Source organism: Burkholderia sp. PR2 (assembly GCF_052372875.1).
GTDB classification, from domain to species: Bacteria; Pseudomonadota; Gammaproteobacteria; order Burkholderiales; family Burkholderiaceae; genus Burkholderia; species Burkholderia diffusa.
Genome location: NZ_JBQRWH010000001.1, coordinates 139,516 through 159,716 on the forward strand (window position 1 = coordinate 139,516; position 20,201 = coordinate 159,716).

The following is a 20,201-nucleotide window of genomic DNA, read 5'->3' on the forward strand; positions in this document are numbered from 1 at the left end:
TTCAGCGTCGAAACATCGATCCTGCTGAAATGGCATTTCACTCCGTCAAGTCCGGCTATCGGCCGGACGCGCATCGCGCTGACGGACGACGAGCGGGCCGGGCGCGAGCTCGTCGTCGAATGGATGCGTGAGCTTGACCTCGACGTTCAGGTCGATCGGATCGGCAACATTTTGGGCACGTTGCGTTCCGCCTCCGGCGACGGCAGCGAGCGGCCGCTGATGATGGGCTCGCACATCGACACCGTGACCAACGCTGGCGCACTCGACGGCTGCTACGGCGTGCTCGCCGGCCTCGCCGTCGAGCGAGCCTTTCGTCGTGCGGGGCGTCGCATGGCTGACGCGATCGCGTGGCCGACGAAGAACGGCGCCGTGCGACGGTGAAGCATCGTCGCGCGGCGCCTTCGATGCGTGTCACTCGGCGTCATGCGCATGCGATCGCGCCCGATCGCATGCGCGTGGCGGTCAGTCGTGCCAGACCGCGCCGGCTCAGGACGAAACCAGCGGCACCGTCACGGACGTGCCTGCCGGATCGAGCGCGAGACCCGTGCCCGGCGTCGGCCGCAGTGTCGCCTCGTTGTCGCTCGACAGCACGACGAGGCCGAGCTTGTGACCCGCTGCGAGCATGTAGTCGCGCGGCATGAACGTCAGCTTCAGGTCATACGGCATCCCCGGGAGTACGGGCTGCGAGAACCAGTCCGACACGCGATTGCGCGGATCGGTCCATGCCCGCGTGACGATCGTGGCCGACCCATCCGGTGCGCGGTCGACCAGCAGTGCCGTCACGTTCGCGACGCCGGTGAAGGTCAGCCGCACGCGTGCGGTCGCGGTGCCGGACAGGCGCGTCGCAGCCGCGAACGGCGCCGTCTCGAAGCGGCTGCGATGCTCGCCGGTCGCGGCGTTCGCCAGCGTGAGCGCGGGGATCGACGCATCGTCGGTGAAGCCCGCGAGCGGACCGCCGCTCGGCAGCCGCAACAGCGTGCCGGTGCCTGTGCCGTCACCGCCCGCGAAGTACGCGACCGGCGTGGCGTGCCGCGCGGCCCAGTCGGCTTCCTTCAGCAGCGTGCCGTCGGCCTGCTCGACCACCGCGCGCGGATCGCGTTCGACGCCGTTGTCGACGCCGATCAGGTAGCGCGTGAACCAGCGGTTCACCTCGGCAGTCCACGCATCGGCCATCGCCGGCACGCGGGTCGGGTCGGTGTGCTTCAGGCGATGCAGCCACAGTTGCGTCGGCACGCCCTGGCGCCGCATCGCCAGATACCATGACGTCGACTGGTCGACGCGAACGTTGTCGTCGGTCAGCCCCTGTGCGACGAGTGCCGGCGCGACCGCGTGCGCGGTCGGAATGTCGCGCGCGGCCCAGAACGGCGAATAGTCACCCGTCTTGCGGTCTTCCTGCTGCAACGCCTCGTCGATCAGGTGCGTGCAGCGCTCCGGATGCGCGTTCGTCAGGAGTGCCTTGATATAGACGTCGACGTCCTCGCCCTGATAGCCCTCCGGCGCGCGCACGAGCCCGCCCGAGCGGTAGTAGCCGTACATGTTCGACAGGCCGGCGATCGGCACGATCGCGTCGAGCCCGCGCGTGCGCAGGCTTGCGACCATCTTCGGCAGCGTGCCGTCGTACGACACGCCGTACATGCCGACGTGGCCCGTCGACCAGTTCGCGACGATCGGCTTGCCGCTCGCATCCTTCGCGGCGGCATCGCGGCCGAGCCAGCGGATCACCGACGCCATCGCGACGGATTCGTCGCGCGTGAGGATCGTCGGGCAGCCGTCGGAACCGGCGGTGCCGAGCGAATCCGCATAGACGATCGTGAAGCCGCGCGGAATGAAGTAGCCCTCGATCCACGAACGGCCGGCCGCGGCCGCCTCGAGCTGCTGCAGCATGCGCGTCTGCGGCACCGCGGCCATGATGCGCGCCGAGGCGCCGGTGGCTGCCGCGGCCGCCGTGGCGGCCGGATGCGGGGTGCCGTCGAGTTCGACGTCGACGTCGTGGTTCGGGCTGTCGGCGAGCCCCGCATAGTACGGGCTTGCGAGCACGATGACCGGCGTGCGTGCGCCGCTGGCGGTTTCCGACGGACGCACGATGCGCACGTGAATGCGGTCGCGCGTGCCGTCGCCGTCGGAGTCGACGGGCGTGTCGACCCACGCGTTTTCCTCGATCGTGCCGCCGGATAGCGACGGCTGTACCTGACCGTTGGTGATCACCGGCTTGTAGCGCCCGCCGCTGGCCGGATTCGCGTACGGGACGCCGGACGGCGACACGCGCCCTTGTGCATTGTCACCCTGCTGATCCTGGTTTTGCCCTTGACCTTGTGCGAGCGCGGACACGCCCGCCACGCTGCCGCCGTCATCTCCGCCGCACGCGGCGAGCGTCGCGGCTGCAACGAGCGCGGGTAGCCATGCGCGGCGCGACCCTCTGAAATGAAATTGCATTGCCGACCTCGTTCTTTTGATTGTGTGGATACGACCGTTCCGCGATACGCCCCCTGCGGGCCGGGCCGATTACTGCATGCAACGAAAAGGAAACCGCACCATCGGGACATCGCAGGCGACATGCGCCGGCCGGAAAGCCGTGGCTTCGGCCTGCATGTCATGCAGGACTGCAAAGTAAATGTGCGCATGCCGCGCGTCCTTCCAGGTGAGGCGGAACGACATCATTCGATGAAACGGGGATGTTGCGAGCTGCGGTGCTGCGCTGCGGAAAAACACGACGCGATGCGCGTGCGGCGACGGAATGAAACGGATTGGCGGTTTCGGCCGCGCCACGCATCGTGATGGCTTGCCGGTTCGCGTTTGCTTTCCGGAAGCTTGCGCAAAAGTTATCTCAGTGAAAACGGCGTGTCAAACTTTTTTAACTGTGAGTAAAAAATATTTGAGACGTCGTCGATGCGGGGCGCGTGGTGTGCTGGCGGCGCGTCTGCCGCCGCTTCGCGCCGCGTCGTCCGATGCAAAACGGGCGATGACGAATCGTGTTCGCCATCGCCCGCTCGCCGGATGCTTTCAGTCTTGCATCCATCCATGAACGCCTGTGAGGGTCAGCCGTCGTCGGCCTTCGCCTGCAGATCCTTCAACCCCTGAATCACGACCAGCAGCGCCCGCCCGTGCTCGTCGGAGCCGTCCCACGCGTCGACGATCGCGTCGCGCAGCAGGTCGTTGTACCGGCGGCGCGCCGGGCCGGTATCGACGCCGTAGAAACTGCATAGCTTATTGAATGGCGCGCTGCGTCGCAGCCGATGCCCGTTCGACAGCCGAAGGCGCGACACGGTCGGCTGGCTGACGCCGGAAAGCCTTGCAATTTCGCTGGACGAGCGCGTGTCCGCCATCAGACGGCGCAACAGGTCTTGTACAGGAAAATCATGGTCCGGGGCTTCCATGCGATGCATTATACCTATACAGTTACGGTTGTTGAATGGGCTTGCTGTCACCAGCGAGGCTGTATCCCGAGAAAGTTGATGACACTGAAACACCTCCCTCCCACGTTCTGCTGGACGAAGATCGGTACCGAGTCCGGCGAGGAACTGCCGACCGTCGTGCTCCGCAAGGAATGGGAGCGCCGGCTCGGGGGCGGGCGTTTTCTGTGGGGGATCAACCAGCCGCTTGGCAGCAGCGCGCAAGTCGCCGCGCATCGCACGGGTTCGCTGCTCGCACTGTTTTCGCCGGTCGCGTCGCGCACGCGGCCCGGCGAGCGCAGGCGCGAGGACGCGCTGCTGTGGAATGCATGGATCGACGCAAGCGGCCAGGTGCGGCCGCTGCCGGCGCACACCTTCATCGCGAGCCGCTCGACGCTGCCGTCGGGCCGGCGCCGCGAACAGCACTACGCACTCGTCTGCGCATCGTCCACCGCACTGACGGTCGGCACGCAACTGCGCGTGTTCCCCGACCACCTGCGCAGCGTGAGCACGGGCAAGCCGCTCGGCGTCGCGCAGGGCGCGGCCGTGGTCGATTGCATCGGGCGCGCGAAGGAGCAAACCGGCAAGAGCTATCCGCTTGCGCTGTCGGTCGAACTCGAAGCACCGTATTTCGTGCGACTCGCGCAGCCGTGCGTGCTGAAGGCGCGCGATCTCGCCGAGGTGAACAAGGCGACGCGCGCCGGCGATTTCGATCGCTTCGTCGAACTGGTCGCGCGCTTGCGCGGCCGTTCGCCGACGGATGCCGTGCGTGGCGTCACGCGCGACCTGTTCGACGTGCCGCCGATCGAAACGGCGGCCGCCTACGTCGCGCCCACGCATGTCGCGCGACTGCGCAGCCGGCCCACGGCCGAGCATCCGAGCGGGCTCACCGGCGATCTGTTCGATCTGTCGCCCGGCGAAGCGGCCGCGTTCGGCGGTCTCGCGCATCCGCGCATCGGGCGCGCATGACATTCGCGCAGCGCAGGTGCGGTGCGTGACGTGAAGCAGGACTGCTGATGCGCGTGCAATGACACGCATGCGTGTGGCCGCCATCGCGGCGCGCGCAAGAATGTGTTGCAAATTCGCCGTGGCAGATCGGCAAGCGTCGCGAGACAATCGCCACGAAGCGTGCTGCGCGGTGGCTCGTGCGCCGACAGGCTGCTCGCCGTCGTTCACGCCGCTGACATGCGCACCACGCACGCTGGGCGTCGGCTTGCTTCACACTGCAATCCTGAGGGAGACGTGTCGATGTCGATCCACATCTGTTCGCGGGAAGCTCAAGCGGCGCAACGCTTCGTCGAAGCGACGCGCAACGTCGATCAGGCGTTTCGCGCGGTGCGCGGCGAAAGCGACGACGACGTCTCGTCGGCCGAATATGCACGTGCGATGTCGCGCCTCGATCGCGCGCTCGACGAACTGGCGCGTGCGCAGGAGTTCTTCGATCGCGTGGTGGGGGCCGACGCGGCGCACGGCAACTGAACTCGATTCGCGGCTTCTACCTTCACTTCCGCGTATGACTGAGTGCGAAATGCGACACGCCCGTGTCGCGCCTGCCGGATGCTACGCGTAGCCGCCGTGCTGGAACGACGTCGCGAAGAACTGCATCTGGTAGCGGATCGCGTGTGCCCAGTAGTCCCATGTATGTCCGCCCGGACGCTCCGCATAGTCGTGCGGCACGCCGAGCGCGACGAGTCGTTGATGCAGCGTGCGGTTCGAGCCGACGAACGAGTCGTCGCGGCCGCAGTCGATCGTCAGGTCCAGATGTGCGCGGACGAATGCGCGCGCGTTTTCGACGATCGCGTTGCGGTTCCAGAATGACGGATGGCGGCCCGGGTCGCCGAATACGTGGTCGATGCCCGGTTCGTCCTCGCAGCAGCGCGGATCGACCGCGCCGCTGATGCTGCCGACCGCGCCGAACGTGTCGGACCGGTCGAGCGCGATGCGCAGCGCGCCGAAGCCGCCCATGCTGAGCCCGGTGATGGCGCGCGCGCCCTTGGTTGCGATCGTTCTGAAGTGCATGTCGACATACGACACGACTTCGTCGCCGACGAAGGTTTCGTAGCGGCTGCCCGAGTCGAACGGACTGTCGATGTACCAGCTTTCGTGTCCGCCGTCGGGCATCACGAGGATCACGCGGTAGCGATCGGCCAGTGCCGCGATGTGCGTGTTCGCGGTCCAGTCGGTGTGGTCGCCGCCGGAGCCGTGCAACAGGTAGACGACCGGAAAGCGCTCGACGCCGCGTTCCGGGCCGTGGCGCAGGCGTGCGTAGTCGTCGGGCAGCACGACGGTCGCCTTCAGCGTCTGGTTCATCGCGGCACTCGGAATCGCGACGACCCGCGCCTGATAGGCGAGGGCCGGGCCCGCGGCGGCGAGCAGCAGTAGTAGCCAGAACGCGCGTACCAGATTCATGGAGCCCTCGCATCGGGAAAACCCTGTTCGGCGACTCTAGCAACCGTCCCTTTCAGCCATATTTCGGCGAAACCTACGGATTGTCAGGTGGCGGGCGCGCGGCCGGGGCCGTTCGCGTCAGCCGAGGCAGCGTGCGAGCGCCTCCAGGAACGCGCCAGGCTGCTCGGCCGGCATCAGGTGCCCGCAACCGGCGATCGTTTCGAAGCCTGCACAGCGCACGAGCGCCCAGTCCGGCACGCGCCAGCCCGCACGCGAGCGTTCGCCCGCGACGAGCCACACCGGATGGCGCTCGAATACTTCTGCGAGCGCCTGCAGATAATCGGGGTCGCCCGTCGTCGCGACGACCGAGCGTCCCGTCGCGCGCAGCGTCGACGCCGGCTGATGCGCGAGCCAGCGGCGCGCGTCGTCGAGCTGGCGTGGCGACGGATCGTCGATCGAGCCGCGCAGCCAGCCGAACGGATCGCCGCGCAAGCCGTCGAGCATCGCGTCGGCTTGCGCGGCCGACATGCGGCCGACCGACGCCGACCAGAACGCATCGTCGAGCGTGAAGTTGCCTTCGACGTTGACGATCCGGCGCACGCGCGCTGGATGCGCGTGGGCGAACAGCATCGCGATCGCGCCGCCGACGGAGTGACCGACGATATCGACCGGCTGCGTGCCTAAGTGCGTGTCGATTGCCTGCCGGACATGCTCGACTTGCGCGGCGAGCGTGATCGCGTCGGACGGCGCGTCGCGATGGATGCCGTAACCGAGCAGGTCGGGGGCGAGATGCGGGCCTGGCCATCCGGGCACGTCGAATGTGCCGATGAAACCGTGAACGAAGACGACGGGCGGAGCGGGCTGGCTCATTGGGCGTTCGGCAACGGAAGGGGCGGCAATTCGAATTCGGCGAGCAGTTCGTCGAGTTCGAGCGCGTGCGTGCGATCGTGGTCGAGCAGCTCGCGCACGAGTTCGTCGAGCGACATCCGGCGGATGCCGTCGCGCAGCCCGCAGCGCTGGCGTTCGGACGGTTGCAGCGCCGCGGCCGACGCGCACAGCGCGCCGCGGCCGGCGCGGAATGCGGCGAGCGCGCCGTCGAGCGGCTGTGCGAGGTAGTCGCGCTGCGCGGCGAGCGCGGTCCCGTCGACGGACGCGATCACCGGCAGTTCGTGCGTGCGCACGACATCGATGCGTTCGGCGAACACCGCGTCAAGGTCGCGCAGGTGGCACGCATGTTCGACGAGCGAGAAGCCCGTGCCGGCGGGGCGGCGCGTGGCCAGCGCGGCGGGAACGCGAGCGGCATACGCGGCGACCCGGTCTGGCATCGTGGCCAGCGCGGCGACGACGTCGGCGAACGGCAGCACCAGCGGAAACGCGCTGAATACCGCGCCGTAGCTGAACAGCGCGCCGCCGATCCGGCCGCGCGCCTGCACGACGTCGTGCCCGTGGCGGCGCATCACGTCGGCGACCATCGCGCCGCAGAACTGCCGGGCGGTCGTATCGGCTTCGATTTCGGGGAATTTGTGCGCGATCTCGTGCTGGATCGCGCCGATCGCCGCGACGCCGACGCGCGACAGCGCCGCGAATTCGAGATAGCGCGCGGGCTGCGTAATCAGGGCTTCGAGCTGCGCGCCGAGTGGCGTCGCGCGAAAACGGTCAAAACGGGAATGCATGACGACAAGGCCTAGCCGTGTAACGTATCAAAATGCTACGTTACACGGCTAGGCGCCGTCAATCCGTTTATGCAGAGGATTCGGCCGGGGCACCCGCTTCGATTGCGCTGCTGCGCCCCGGCCGGGGCAGCCTTATGCGTCCCGCTTGCCTTCCATCTCCGCGCGCAGCCGTGCTTCCTGTTCCTGCAGCTCCGGTGTGAACGCCTCACCGAAATCCTCGGGCGAGAAGACCTGGCGGATCTCGATGTCCGATTCGGTGGGCATCGGATTCGGGCAGCGCTTGACCCATTCGACGGCTTCTTCCATCGAATTCACCTGCCACAGCCAGTAGCCGGCGATCAGTTCCTTGGTTTCGGCGAACGGGCCGTCGATGACGGTCCGGTCCTTGCCGGAGAAGTGCACGCGCTTGCCGCGCGAACTCGGGTGCAGCCCTTCGCCGGCCAGCATCACGCCGGCCTTCACGAGTGCCTCGTTGTACTGGCCCATTGCGGCCAGCAGTTCGGTATCGGGCATGGTGCCCGATTCGGAAAAGGCCGTTGCCTTGACGATCACCATGACGCGCATTGTCGCTACTCCTTGAACGGGAAAGGGAACATCCGCAATCGGCCTGCCGTGCGGACGGCAAAACGATCGGTTACGACACTACGACGCATGACATGCGCGCGAATCGACATCGCGCGCAAACAATTCTGATGACCGGTGACGGGGAGGTGGCAGCCGTGGGCAGCATCGCGTAACGGACGAGGCGCGCGGAGTGGAGGATTCGCCCGCGTGAAACCGGAGGCGGACGGCACCGGCACCGGCCGCGGCCCGGCGTGGCGAGTCGCGCAACCCGGTCGATTCCAGCACGGGACGATCGTGCGGCGACGCGCCGGAGCCCCCGGTCAAAACTGGTATGCTGGTCAGCATTACGTTCATGTGGAGGGCGCCATGGCAACGAAGGAAGTCTCGAAGAAAAAGTACCTGAAGATTCTGAACAAACGCCTGCGTGCCGAGCCGGAAGCGCCGGCCGGCGCGTCGTTCGTATTCTTCCCGCTCGGCGCGAAGGCCAAGCATGCGACGGGCGTCGTATCCGGCGAGCCGCGCAGCAAGCGCGAACTCGCAGTGATGGCCGCGATCCAGAGCAAGGCCGCTGCGGAATTCGTCGTGACCGGCGCCTGACCGGCGACGTACGACGGGCGGCCGCACACGGCAGCGCGTGCGTTACGCCGCGGCCGCCTCGCAATATGCAATCACACCGGCGATCACGCGCGCGATGTCATGCGTGATCGCCGGGCCGTGCATCGGCAGGATGATGTCGAGGTCGAGCGCCTGGATGCGGCGCAGCGCGCTCGCCAGGTGCGCGAGCGACGGGAGGTAGTCCGAGCGCGTGATCGCGTCGAGGATTGTCGGCAGCGGGTCGTCGGTCTCCTCCCTGCCGAAGCGCATCAGGATGTCCGACGACAGCAGTGCCTTGTACGCCGGCAGATACACGACGAGCGCGTCCCACTGATGCACGTGCTTCGTGAAGACCGGCACGACGTCAATGCCCGAGAGCGTCGTCGGCTCGCCGTCCTTCAACGGAATCGCGCGTACGCCGAACACGTCGGCAAGCCCCCATGTACACATCGGATGTCCGTACGCGACGAGCGCCGGATTGGCCGCGAGGAAGTCGGGCAGCGCGCCCATTTCGTCGGCCTCGAAGTGCGGGACGATCACGTTGCTGACCATCGACGGCGCGATGCCGACGGTGTCGAGCGCCGCACTCAGTTGCGTGAAGTTGGAACGCGTGCCCGTTTCGACGCACAGCACGTCACCGTGCGACGATCGTACGAAGAACTGACTGAAGCTCAGGTTCAGCGTGTCGACGTAGGACGTGGCGCGAAACAGGCCGTCGCGGACGGCGTCGATTCGGGAGGCGCTCATCGGGGATCCTCGCGCAGGGAAGGGGGCGGGAGCCGCGCCGCCCGCGCACCGCGGGTTGCGGTGCGGCAGACGGCGGCAGTCGATCTTCCGATCCAGTCTAGCAGCGCCGCCCCGGATCCGCGAACCGGGGCAACCCGCGGCGCGTCAGTTCTTCAGCTTGTAGCCGGTGCGGAACATCCACGCGACGATCGCGAGCAGGATCGCGAGGAACAGCGAGGTGGCCGCGAGGCTGATCCCCACGTGCACGTCGGCCAGCCCGTAGAACGACCAGCGGAAGCCGCTGATCAGATAGACGATCGGGTTGAACAGCGTGACGATGCGCCACGCGGGCGGCAGCATGTCGACCGAATAGAAGCTGCCGCCGAGGAACGTGAGCGGCGTGATGATCAGGAGCGGCACGAGCTGCAGCTTCTCGAAGCTGTCGGCCCAGATGCCGATCACGAAGCCGAACAGGCTGAAGGTGATCGACGTCAGCACGAGGAACAGCACCATCCAGAACGGATGCAGGATGTGCAGCGGCACGAACAGGCCTGCCGTCGCGAGGATGATCAACCCGAGCAGCAACGACTTCGACGCGGCCGCACCCACATACGCGATCACGATCTCCCAATACGATACGGGCGCGGACAATATCTCGTAGATCGTGCCCGTGAAGCGCGGGAAATAGATGCCGAACGATGCGTTCGAGATGCTCTGCGACAGCAGCGACAGCATCACGAGGCCCGGGACGATGAACGACCCGTAGCCGATCCCGTTCACGTCGCTGATGCGCGAGCCGATCGCGGAGCCGAACACGACGAAATACAGCGACGTCGAGATCACCGGCGCGATGATGCTTTGCATCAGCGTGCGGCGCGTGCGGGCCATTTCGGCGCGGTAGATCGCGCGGATGCCGTGAAGATTCCAGTTCGCCATGTGCGTCAGGCCCCTTGTGTGCCGTTGCGGCGGTTGTCGATCAGGCTGACGAAAATGTCCTCGAGCGAGCTCTGCGTCGTGTGCAGGTCGCGAAAGCCGATGCCGGCCGAGCCGAGGGCGTTGATCAGCTTCGCGATGCTCGCGTCGTCGCGCTGCGAGTCGTACGTGTAGACGAGCGCGGTGCCGTCGTCCGCGCGTTCGAGCCCGAACGCGGCGAGTTCGCCCGGCACGGTCGCGAGCGGATGCTCGAGCTGCACCGTCAGCTGTTTCTTGCCGAGCTTGCGCATCAGCTCGCGCTTCTCTTCGACGAGCACGAGCTCGCCGCCGAGGATGATGCCGATCCGGTCGGCCATTTCCTCGGCTTCCTCGATGTAGTGCGTGGTCAGCAGGATCGTCACGCCGCTTTCGCGCAGCGAGTCGACCAGCTTCCACATGTCGCGGCGCAGCTCGACGTCGACGCCGGCCGTCGGCTCGTCGAGGAACAGGATGCGGGGCTCGTGCGACAGCGCCTTCGCGATCATCACGCGGCGCTTCATGCCGCCCGACAGCGTCATCAGCTTGTTGTCGCGCTTGTCCCACAGCGACAGCGCCTTCAGCGTTTTCTCGATGTAAGCGGGATCGGGGGCCTTGCCGAACAGGCCGCGGCTGAACGACACGGTCGCCCAGACGGTTTCGAACGCGTCGGTCGTCAGCTCCTGCGGCACGAGGCCGATCATTTCGCGGGCGGCGCGGTATTGATCGCGGATGTCGTGCCCGCCGACCGTCACGCGGCCTTCGGTCGGCGTGACGATGCCGCAGATCGAGCCGATCAGCGTGGTCTTGCCTGCGCCGTTCGGTCCGAGCAGCGCGAAGATCTCGCCCGGGCGGATGTCGAGGGTCACGTGCTTCAGCGCCTGGAAGCCGGACGCGTAAGTCTTGGAGAGGTCGGAGACGGAAAGGATCGGTTGCATGCTCACGGATGGCACGGCCGGTCGGTCCGACGCTGCGCGCCGCGCGTGCCCGGTGCCGCCGCTGCGAAGCGGCCGGTGTCGGGTGCGGCATGGCGAACGGGCGTCATGTCGAACGGCGTTGTGGTGCGGGATCGCAGGACCGCCATATTAGCAATCGGAAGATGGAAATGCATTTCGACGCAAAGGTCATGCGATGCCGGTGTCGGATTTGCGGAAAATGTGTGTGCGTCATTCAATAAAGCGGCGCTTTATTCGAATCGGGCGAACAATGCGCGTGGTTTTCGGGCAACGGGATGGCGATCACGCTTGCGCGCGGCAGCGGGGCGGGCACCAGGCCGACTGTGCCGCTCGAACGCCGTCGGGCCGTACCGGGACGGTATGCGGCGCGCTCGCGATAATGCATTCCTCTCACGTCCCGGAGCGAAGCACATGTCCTTGATCGATTTCAAGTCCGTCGCGGCCGCGCAGGCCGTTGCATGGAAATCCACGATCGTCGGCGAAGTCGGGCCGGCACGGATCAAGGTGCTGCGCATGGACGCACAGCCGTACGAAGCGGAAGTGCACGACTACGACGAAGGGCTGCTGGTGCTCGACGGCAGGCTGATGCTCGAGGTCGACGCGGAGACGGTCGTCGTCGAAGCCGGGCAGATGTACCTTGCTGCCGCCGGCTTGCGCCACGCGGTGCTGCCGGGCAGTCACGGCACGCTCGCGATCATCGACGTGTGAGGTTGCGCCGCGGCATGCGCGCGGGCCGCCGGAGGTCCGCACGCCGGGCCTTGCGCGAGGTCGACCACCGACATTCAAACGCGCGTTATACAGCCCGGGTATTTGTCTGAGCAAATAAATTGAAGGCTGTTTGAAAAACTGTCAAACACCCTGCTCGCACCGAGGATCGCGCGGTTCGGCACGTTTGGAACTCTGCATCCATTTACTTGTGCGGATCGTCCGATCATAGTCTCGACAAACGACGCATCACGATAACGAATCAAGCGTACGTACGGAGACCAATACATGACATGCCTATCCGAGGGCCTTGCCGCACTGCCGTTTCCCTGCTTTTCGCCGGATGCGGGCGCGCCGCGCATTGCGCGCTGCCTGCGTCATCGCATCGCGTTGCCGCGGTAGCGACGCACCCCATTCCATTTCGATTTCCCCGATGGCGCCTTGCCGCATGACGGTGGCGCCGGATTGCGCTTGCCTGCCACGTCGATCCTGATCGCATTTGCGTGACCGGCAACGCGGCGCACATCGTGCGCATCGTCATGTGCCGCGCATCGTCGCGTCGGCGCGATACCAACCGGTGGGCCACGCAGCCCGTCCGGACGAGACCTGTCGTACCTCAAAAGGAGGGGTTGATGCTTTGCATTCCTGATTGGCGTAAGGCGATCCTGTCGTGCGCCGTGCTGGCGCTGCCGTTCGTTGCCGGTTGCGGCGGCGGCGACGATCCGGGCCCGATCAACGTGCCGCAGTGCTCAGGCAGCGCATGCGGGCCGAGCGGCGCGGAAACGACGCCGCCCGTCGTGACGAAGCTGTGTCCGGATTCGCTCGACTACACGACGACCTACACGGGCGGCGCCGGCAGCGGCGAATACGTGAAGGTGAAGTTCGACACGACGAAGCTCACCTACCAGATGCAGTTCATCGAATCGTCGGTGCCGACCTCGGCGGGGCAGGTCAACAACACGCGCGCGGGCCTGACGATCAGCGGTGCATTCCATCATCCGACCAATCTGCCGACCGCCGAGCAGAACCGCTGTGCGTTCGTGCTCGACAGCGGCGCGACGAGCGACGGCGCGTATGCGGTGACGATCAATCGCGCGGATCCGCCGATGCTGTTCGTCGGCAACGGGGTGGTTGGCGGCGGGATTCCGGGCGCGACGATCGCGTTCGCCGGTCTCGAGCCGTTCCCGGGCATCGTGCTCGGCACCGTGCCGTCGCGCACCTTCGATTTCTATCCGTTCATCGGCTTCACCGATACCGAAACCGACTTCTCGAAGGTCGCGGGCAACTACAACGAACTCGGCATCCACCTGTCGCCGGTCGGCGGCAGCGCGCAGAGCAGCACGGGGGCGGTCGGCTGGCAACCCGACGTCGTCAACTGGAACCAGACGTTCAATGCCGACGGCTCGTGCACCATCACGGCAGGCAGCGATTACTCGTGCCAGACCACCGGAACGCCGTGGGCGCTGCGCAAGAACGCAGACGGCTCGTCCGACAACGTGTTCGTGAGCCATGCGGTGGCGAACGCGGGCGGCACCCTCATCTATCCGTTCGCGGGGCAGGGATCGGCAATCGTCATCGTCGCGCCGAGTCAGGCGAAGGGCATCATGATCGTCGGCAAGCTGAACGGCGTTCTGGTGCCGGTCGTGATTCGCGTGGGCTATACGCATATCGACGCGAGCAACCTGCTGGCGTCGGTCGCCGATGCCGAGGTGGGGATTTCGATGCTGTCGCGGACGACGGCCGTCTCCGCCAATTCGTTGAAGGGCGGTTTCATCGGCGCAACGAGCGCATCCGCGTGCGGTGTCGTGGCACCCAGCACCGCGACGTTCGCGATCGCGACGGCGGGGCCGAGCTTCAACAACAACGTCCCGCATCCGGATCTGCCCGGCACCTTCGACGGCACCTTCTTCCTGGCGCAGGCCGGCAGTTGCAACGACGGTACCGCCGTATCGACAATGGCCGCGAACTACACGTCGACGCTGTTCCAGGGCGCCACCGCGGCGTTCATCGACCCGCAGACGTCGTCGGTCACGTCGCAGTTCGCGCTCGACTACACGCAGGCCACGCCCGGCAAGATCAAGGTCACGGCGTCGCAGGACTTCAACGCGAAGGGGGCGAACGGCAACGTGGCGATCTTCAGCAAGGGCGACACCGGCTGGCTCGTGACGGCCGGGAACATCTACGCGATGATCGTCAACAACAACAAGGTCAACCCGTTCTTCACGGTCGGCGCGTTCGTCCAGTAACGGCGGACTGAACACGGAACACCGGCGGCGCACGCGTCGCCGCCGGCGAATCGAAATTCTAGAGGATTCCTATGAATGTGAAGAATTGGATGGCCGCGGCGTCGCTCGCGCCCGTGCTGGTCGCCTGCGGCGGCGACGGCGACCCGCCGCCCGCGCCGGTGGTCAGGCTGTGTCCGCAGACGATCGACTACAACACTGTGTTCATCGGCGGCTCCGGCTCGGGCGAACTCGTGAAGGTGCAGCTCGACACGACGAAGATGACGTACCGGATGACCTACCTCGCATCGCCGGTGCCGACGGCCACCGGCACGGTGCAGCCGACGCGCGACACGGCGCCGGCCAACGTTGTCGACGGCACGCTGGCCGACGAAACGGGCCTGCCGACCGTGAAGCTGAACCAGTGCACGTTCCGGATGCAGAACGCGAGCCTCGACCCGAGCCGGCCGGCGCGCCTGTTCCTCGGTGAGGGCGTGCTGGGTGGTGCGATTCCGGGCGCGACGATCCAGTTCGACGGTGTGATCGGCGTGGGCAAGATTCCGAAGACGACGTTCCCGTACTACCCGTTCATCAGCTTCTCGTCGCTCGAAACCGACCTGACGAAGATCGCGGGCACGTACAACCAGCTCGGCTACCACCAGGTGCCGTCGCAGAACTTCCAGCCGGTGGCGCTCGACCAGCAGGTGACGATCAACGCGGACGGCAGCTACGTCGAGACCGACAACTTCGGCAAGAAGAACGGCGGGCAGCCGCTCGCATCGAGCGCGACCGTGAACCAGCCGTTCACGCTGCGCCCGGACGCACCGGCGCTCCAGTCGTTGAACTACCAGCCGCAGATTCCGCCGACGCTCGCCGCACTCGATCCGGCGAAGAGCGGCAAGGGAATCCTGATCGTCGGCAAGCTGCGCAATCAGCTCGTGCCGGTCTTCATCCGCACGGGTGCCGCGAACGCGGACCTCACGCAGGGGCCGCCGAGCGCGGACGACGAATCGGGCATCTCGTTCCTGAGCCCGCAGACGGCCATCACCCAAGGCTCGGAGAACGGCGAGTACACGGGCGTCGACAGCGCGTTCAACTACCGCGCGACCGCGCTCGTCGGTGCGCAGGCGACGCTGCTCGATCCGTTCAACGCGTCCCAGGCCGCGCTCACGCGTGCGCTGAACCTCGACTACACGCAGAAGGTGCCGGGTGTCGTGACGACCGTGCACGCGGACGCGGCGTCCGGGCCGGCGACCGGCAAGTTCGTGTTCACGGGCGGCGTGTTCGGGTTCCTCGACATGGCCGATACGAGCAATCCGTACTTCACGGTCGGCGCGTTCGTGCAGTGATCACACGCGGATGGAGACACGGCGGCGTCGCACATGGCTGCGCGGCGCCCGGATGGAATGAGGGGGAGACTTCATGAAGAAGCTGATTGTCGCGAGTGTCGTCGCAGGCGTGTCGACGTTCGCATCGGCCCAACAGGCGGGCGACAATGTCGCGACGCTGGGGTGGCTGCACATCATGCCGCAGGATTCGACCAACGGACTGACGACGAATCTCGCGAGCATGCCGATCAACGGGCCGCTGCGGCTGCCCGGGTCGTTCACGTCGCCGGGCACCAGCCTGACGGTCAACAACGCCGACACGGTCGGCCTCACGCTCACGCACTTCTTCACCGACCATATCGCGGTGACGTCGGTGCTCGGTGTGCCACCCGAGTTCACGCTGACCGGGCACGGCGTGATCCGGCCGCCGGGCCCGGCCGGGTCGCTCGGCAGCGTCAACATGGACAATCCGTCGAACCAGCCGGCCGTGAAGAATGCGCGGCAATGGAGCCCGACGATCATTCTGCAGTACTACTTCAATGCACCGACAGCGAAGTTCCGCCCGTTCGTCGGGATCGGCGTGGCCTACAGCTGGTTCAGCAACATCGAACTGAACGGCAACTTCGCGAAGGACATCAACGAGAACCTCGGCAGCGTGCTCGCGGCCGGTGCCGGCAAGCCGGGGCCGACGTCGGTGGAGGGCAAGGCGTCGTCGTCGTTCACGCCGGTCTACAACGTCGGCGCGAGCTATGCGATCGACAAGCACTGGGGGCTGACGGCGACGCTGACCTACATGCCGCTGAAGACCTACTCGTCGCTTGTGATCAAGGCCGCTGACGGTTCGACGCTCGCGACCACGCGCACGCGGCTGAAGGCCGATCCGCTGATCACCTTCGTCGGGATTTCCTACAAGTTCTGAGCCGTCCGGCGTGCATTGCGTACGCCGGCGGTTTCCTGCGACCGAGCGGCCGATCCGATCCGGCCGGGGCGTCGCGTTCCTGGCGGCATGCCGCCATTTGTGAAGAGAGAGGGGGCAGTTCAAATGAGCATTCGCAAAATCGTATCGCTTGTTGCTGCAGTGGCATTCACCGCGGTTTCGGCCGCGCCTGCTTTCGCCGTGACCGTCTCGCGCGCCGACGGGCAGGCCATGAACCCGAACGGGGAGCCGTTCTCCGCGACGGGCCTCACTGTCCTGGCCAAGGGGTCGATCAACGCAACCTGCAACGCGACGTTCAACGGCACGATCTCCTCGACGGGCATCGTCAACATAACGTCGACGACGTTTACGGGCGCCGCGACGTGCGGCCTGATCAGCGGCAGCGCGACCAGCGCATCGCCGTGGACGGGCCAGGCCGACAGTACGACGCAGCTGTCGATCAACAACGCGAAGGTGACCGTTTCGCTGCTCGGCGCCTGCGGGCCGAGCAAGGTCGTGACGACGTGGAGCGATCCGAACTCGTCACTGACGTTCAACAACGCGGTGTTGACACCGGACTGCACGGTCAGCGGCACGGTCGCCACGTCGCCGAAGTTCCACGTGCAGTAAGCGTCGCGCGATCGGAACCGGGCGCCCGCCAGGGACGAGGGCCGTGCAACGATGCGCGGCGGGCGTGCCGGTTTCGCGATGCATTCGCGTCGTCGCGTGGTTCCGCGTGACGACCGGCTGGCCGCCTGCTTCGCGATCCGTTGCGGGCGGCCACGCGGGGGGCCGGCGCGACGCACCGTGCCGCCTGCGTCGACGGACATAGAACAATCATTTCGATTTGCCAGAACCATTCCGGACCACCCATGCTCACCGACCCAGCGAAGTATGGCGATGCCCGCGCTGCGACGCCCGACCGGCTGCGCACGGCCGCGTGGCTGCAGTACCTGATCGAATATCTGAACGAAGCGGCTTGCGTGGCGACGGACGACGCTGGCGCAACGACCGCGCGGTCGTCGCGTACGGCCAGCGTGCGCACGGGCGTGACGCTGCCGCACGAAGCGCTTGCCGTCCTCCACGAACTCGCACCGTGGACGGCAATGGACGGCGGCGGTTGCGCGTGCGACGCGACCGAGCCGCTCGGCGCGTGCATCCACGTGCCGAATACGCGGCAACTTGCGCACGCGGAACGATGCTGCCCGGGATCGCGCGCAGTATTCGAAGCAGCGCACGGTGTCGTCGATGCGTGGGCCTTCGACGATCCCGCCGACGGCTGGGCCGCGCTGGAGCGCATTGCCGGCGGCGTCGAACCTGGCGGTGTCGACGGCGCCGACGGGCATGACGGCCGAAAACAACCCGCGAGCGGCGAAGCACAGCCCGCGAAGAACCTGAGAGAACGACGGGCGGCAGTCGTGGCCGCGTGCGTGGACCCGTCCGCGCGGCCCGGCGCGATCATCGACGCGATCGTGCTGCGCATCTGCGGGCCGCGCGACGATGCCGCCCGCATCGACGAGATGGCCGCGCTCGCGATGTTCTGCGCGGAGCTGGCTGCCGGAAAAGGGGCTTCCTTTGCCGCGTATGGTGGTCGGCACAATCTCGTCGCGCGCGCGATTCGCGAACGACGTGCCGATCTCGCGTCGGTCGACGGCCTGCTCGCGGCGGTGTTCGTGTGCCGACTCGACCGGCTCGTCGGTGCGGGCAGTTTCTGGGCGTATTACCTGCTGGCGGGCATCGTGATCGCGGCGCCGGGCATGGTGCGCGAGTTCGCGCGGCGTTTTCATGGCGACGCGTGGCAGGCGTGGCTCGATGAAGTGCTCGCGTGGCCGGCGGTCGGTCGCTTCGGGATGAAGGAGGATGTCGCGTTCGAGCGTCTGAGCGGCGCGATGAGCCTGACGTCGCGATCGAATCCGATCGTGCGCGCGAAACGCGTGCGGCCGAGGGTGGCTGCGATCAAGCGCTTCAGTACGGGCGGCGAGAGCGCCCGATGAAATGAAAAACGGCTCGCGGCGAGAACGCGGCGAGCCGTGTGCGTTGCTGCTGCGCCCCGGGGAGGGCGCTCGCGCGGTTACGCCGTTTCCGGCTGTCGCACCGCCTTCGCGATATTGCGCGCCATCGCGCCGTTCGCGACGAAGTAAGGCACGTCCACGCGTGCCAGCGGCGTGCGGCCGCGGATCTTGTCGGCGATCTTCTCCGCGATCATGATCGTCGGCGCGTTCAGGTTGCCGGTCGTGATGATCGGCATGATCGACGCATCGACCACACGCAGCCCTTCGAGCCCGTGCACGCGGCCTTCCTCGTCGACCACGGCCATGTCGTCGTAACCCATCTTGCACGAGCACGACGGATGGAACGCGGTTTCCGCGCGGGCCCGCACGAACGCGTCGAGTTCCTTGTCGCTCTTGCAGTCGGCGCCCGGGTTCAGCTCGCGGCCGCGATAGCGGTCGAGCGCGGGCTGCCGCATGATCTCGCGTGTCGCGCGGATCGCATCGCGGAACTCGCGCCAGTCGAGCGATTCGGCCATGTAGTTGAACAGGATGCTCGGATGATCGTTCGGATCGCGCGAGCGCAGTTTCACGCGGCCGCGGCTCGGCGAACGCATCGAGCCGACGTGCGCCTGGAAGCCGTGCATCTCGATCGCGTTCGAGCCGTTGTAGTTGATCGCGACGGGCAGGAAGTGATACTGGATGTTCGGCCACGGATCGTCGTCGCGCGTGCGGATGAAGCCGCCCGCCTCGAAGTGGTTGGTCGCGCCGAGGCCGGTGCCGTTCAGCATCCATTCGAGACCGATCTTCGGCTGGTTCCACCACTTGAGCGCCGGATACAGCGACACCGGCTCCTTGCACTCGTACTGGATGTACATCTCCAGGTGATCCTGCAGGTTCTGGCCGACGCCGGGCAGATCGAGCACGACGGGGATGTCGAGTTCCTTCAGCCACGCGCCGGGGCCGACGCCCGAGCGCTGCAGCAGCTGCGGCGACGCGATCGCGCCGCTGCACACGAGCACTTCGCGGCGCGCATGCGCGGTCGCGCGCTCGCTGCCGCGCAGGTACGTGACGCCCGATGCGCGCTTGCCGTCGAACAGGATGCGGTCGGCGAGCGCGTGCGTGACGATCTCGAGGTTCGGCCGCACCTTCGCCTGGTCGAGATAGCCGCGCGCGGTGCTCGCGCGGCGGCCCTTCGGCGTGACGGTGCGGTCCATCGGGCCGAAGCCTTCCTGCTGATAGCCGTTCAGGTCGTCGGTGCGCGGATAGCCGGCCTGCACGCCCGCATCGACCATCGCCTCGAACAGCGGGTTCACGCCCGGCTTGCTGGTCGTGACCGACACGGGGCCGTCGCCGCCGTGATAGTCGTTCGGGCCGACGTCGCGTGTCTCGGCCTTCTTGAAGTACGGCAGGCAGTCGAGATACGTCCAGTTCTCGAGCCCCTTGTGCGTCGACCAGTTGTCGTAGTCGAGCGCGTTGCCGCGGATGTAGCACATCCCGTTGATCAGCGACGAGCCGCCGAGCCCCTTGCCGCGGCCGCATTCCATCCGGCGGTTGTCCATGTGCGGCTCGGGGTCGGTCTCGTAGGCCCAGTTGTAGCGACGGCCCTGCAGCGGATAGGCGAGTGCCGCCGGCATCTGCGTACGGAAGTCGAAGCGGTAGTCGGGGCCGCCCGCTTCGAGCAGCAGCACCGTGACGTTCGGATCTTCCGTCAGGCGCGTCGCGAGCACGTTGCCCGCGGAACCGGCGCCGCAGATGATGTAGTCGTATTCGCGTGTCGTCATGACGGTCAGTCTCCTTTCGT

19 protein-coding genes and 1 pseudogene are annotated in these 20,201 nt (G+C 66.8%); 10 read left to right on the forward strand and 10 right to left on the reverse strand.

From position 1 onward, the window contains the following. Window positions 1-60 precede the first annotated feature (60 nt). Window positions 61-330 (forward strand): annotated as a pseudogene (locus ACT2FV_RS00580) (M28 family peptidase); the annotation flags it as partial. 156 nt (window positions 331-486) lie between these two features. Here ACT2FV_RS00580 and ACT2FV_RS00585 read toward each other — a convergent pair. Together ACT2FV_RS00585 and ACT2FV_RS00590 are read right to left on the reverse strand one after the other, a co-directional pair. Beyond that, on the reverse strand, window positions 487-2,433 hold the full coding sequence (locus tag ACT2FV_RS00585) for a Xaa-Pro dipeptidyl-peptidase (protein ID WP_444502966.1): 1,947 nt from the start codon (window positions 2,431-2,433) through the stop codon (window positions 487-489). A 602-nt stretch (window positions 2,434-3,035) separates the two neighbouring features. Continuing rightward, entirely contained in the window at window positions 3,036-3,374 is a 339-nt protein-coding gene (locus tag ACT2FV_RS00590) for a helix-turn-helix domain-containing protein (protein ID WP_044844401.1), read from the reverse strand. A 78-nt stretch (window positions 3,375-3,452) separates the two neighbouring features. On the opposite strand from ACT2FV_RS00590, the gene ACT2FV_RS00595 reads away from it, so the two are divergent. Together ACT2FV_RS00595 and ACT2FV_RS00600 are read left to right on the forward strand one after the other, a co-directional pair. After that, the gene (locus ACT2FV_RS00595) at window positions 3,453-4,358 is read left to right on the forward strand and encodes a hypothetical protein (protein ID WP_444502967.1); all 906 of its coding nucleotides are present in this window, start codon (window positions 3,453-3,455) and stop codon (window positions 4,356-4,358) included. A gap of 279 nt (window positions 4,359-4,637) precedes the next feature. Continuing rightward, window positions 4,638-4,868 (forward strand): hypothetical protein, encoded by a 231-nt coding sequence (locus ACT2FV_RS00600; protein WP_059600278.1) that lies wholly within the window; start codon window positions 4,638-4,640, stop codon window positions 4,866-4,868. An 81-nt stretch (window positions 4,869-4,949) separates the two neighbouring features. Here ACT2FV_RS00600 and ACT2FV_RS00605 read toward each other — a convergent pair whose 3' ends face one another. From ACT2FV_RS00605 to ACT2FV_RS00620, 4 genes are all read right to left on the reverse strand, one after another. Continuing rightward, complete coding sequence (locus ACT2FV_RS00605) at window positions 4,950-5,798, reverse strand: alpha/beta hydrolase (protein ID WP_124622175.1); 849 nt, start codon at window positions 5,796-5,798, stop codon at window positions 4,950-4,952. Window positions 5,799-5,915: 117 nt separating this feature from the next. Next, window positions 5,916-6,647, reverse strand: a complete 732-nt coding sequence (locus ACT2FV_RS00610) for an alpha/beta fold hydrolase (RefSeq protein WP_444502968.1) — start codon at window positions 6,645-6,647, stop codon at window positions 5,916-5,918. Continuing rightward, entirely contained in the window at window positions 6,644-7,450 is an 807-nt protein-coding gene (locus ACT2FV_RS00615; protein ID WP_444502969.1) for a DinB family protein, read from the reverse strand. Before ACT2FV_RS00615 ends, ACT2FV_RS00610 begins: the two co-directional genes overlap by 4 nt. A gap of 132 nt (window positions 7,451-7,582) precedes the next feature. Continuing rightward, window positions 7,583-8,014 (reverse strand): YciI family protein, encoded by a 432-nt coding sequence (locus ACT2FV_RS00620; RefSeq protein WP_059600274.1) that lies wholly within the window; start codon window positions 8,012-8,014, stop codon window positions 7,583-7,585. A gap of 366 nt (window positions 8,015-8,380) precedes the next feature. Between ACT2FV_RS00620 and ACT2FV_RS00625 the strand changes: the two genes are divergently transcribed. Then, window positions 8,381-8,611 (forward strand): hypothetical protein, encoded by a 231-nt coding sequence (locus ACT2FV_RS00625; RefSeq protein WP_059600273.1) that lies wholly within the window; start codon window positions 8,381-8,383, stop codon window positions 8,609-8,611. A 42-nt stretch (window positions 8,612-8,653) separates the two neighbouring features. Here ACT2FV_RS00625 and ACT2FV_RS00630 read toward each other — a convergent pair whose 3' ends face one another. The 3 genes from ACT2FV_RS00630 to ACT2FV_RS00640 all read right to left on the reverse strand — a co-directional run bounded on the left by ACT2FV_RS00630 (window position 8,654) and on the right by ACT2FV_RS00640 (window position 11,220). Then, entirely contained in the window at window positions 8,654-9,355 is a 702-nt protein-coding gene (locus ACT2FV_RS00630) for an MBL fold metallo-hydrolase (RefSeq protein WP_151048188.1), read from the reverse strand. A gap of 144 nt (window positions 9,356-9,499) precedes the next feature. Further along, entirely contained in the window at window positions 9,500-10,270 is a 771-nt protein-coding gene (locus ACT2FV_RS00635) for an ABC transporter permease (RefSeq protein WP_121856849.1), read from the reverse strand. 5 nt (window positions 10,271-10,275) lie between these two features. Next, on the reverse strand, window positions 10,276-11,220 hold the full coding sequence (locus ACT2FV_RS00640) for an ABC transporter ATP-binding protein (protein WP_059600271.1): 945 nt from the start codon (window positions 11,218-11,220) through the stop codon (window positions 10,276-10,278). 429 nt (window positions 11,221-11,649) lie between these two features. Here ACT2FV_RS00640 and ACT2FV_RS00645 point away from each other — a divergent pair, with 429 nt between their 5' ends. The 6 genes from ACT2FV_RS00645 (at window position 11,650) to ACT2FV_RS00670 (ending at window position 18,403) form a co-directional block, all read left to right on the forward strand. Next, complete coding sequence (locus ACT2FV_RS00645) at window positions 11,650-11,946, forward strand: cupin domain-containing protein (protein ID WP_059600270.1); 297 nt, start codon at window positions 11,650-11,652, stop codon at window positions 11,944-11,946. A 629-nt stretch (window positions 11,947-12,575) separates the two neighbouring features. Beyond that, window positions 12,576-14,189: a DUF2957 domain-containing protein gene (locus ACT2FV_RS00650; RefSeq protein ID WP_444502970.1), complete on the forward strand. Its 1,614-nt coding sequence runs from the start codon at window positions 12,576-12,578 to the stop codon at window positions 14,187-14,189. A gap of 71 nt (window positions 14,190-14,260) precedes the next feature. Further along, entirely contained in the window at window positions 14,261-15,514 is a 1,254-nt protein-coding gene (locus ACT2FV_RS00655; RefSeq protein WP_444502971.1) for a DUF2957 domain-containing protein, read from the forward strand. 73 nt (window positions 15,515-15,587) lie between these two features. Beyond that, entirely contained in the window at window positions 15,588-16,412 is an 825-nt protein-coding gene (locus tag ACT2FV_RS00660) for an OmpW/AlkL family protein (RefSeq protein ID WP_151048190.1), read from the forward strand. Window positions 16,413-16,535: 123 nt separating this feature from the next. Continuing rightward, on the forward strand, window positions 16,536-17,039 hold the full coding sequence (locus ACT2FV_RS00665) for a hypothetical protein (RefSeq protein ID WP_059534146.1): 504 nt from the start codon (window positions 16,536-16,538) through the stop codon (window positions 17,037-17,039). A 242-nt stretch (window positions 17,040-17,281) separates the two neighbouring features. Beyond that, entirely contained in the window at window positions 17,282-18,403 is a 1,122-nt protein-coding gene (locus tag ACT2FV_RS00670; RefSeq protein ID WP_444502972.1) for a hypothetical protein, read from the forward strand. Window positions 18,404-18,480: 77 nt separating this feature from the next. On the opposite strand, the gene betA is transcribed toward ACT2FV_RS00670, so the two are convergent. Beyond that, entirely contained in the window at window positions 18,481-20,181 is a 1,701-nt protein-coding gene (gene betA, locus ACT2FV_RS00675) for a choline dehydrogenase (RefSeq protein WP_059600265.1), read from the reverse strand. Window positions 20,182-20,201 lie beyond the last annotated feature (20 nt).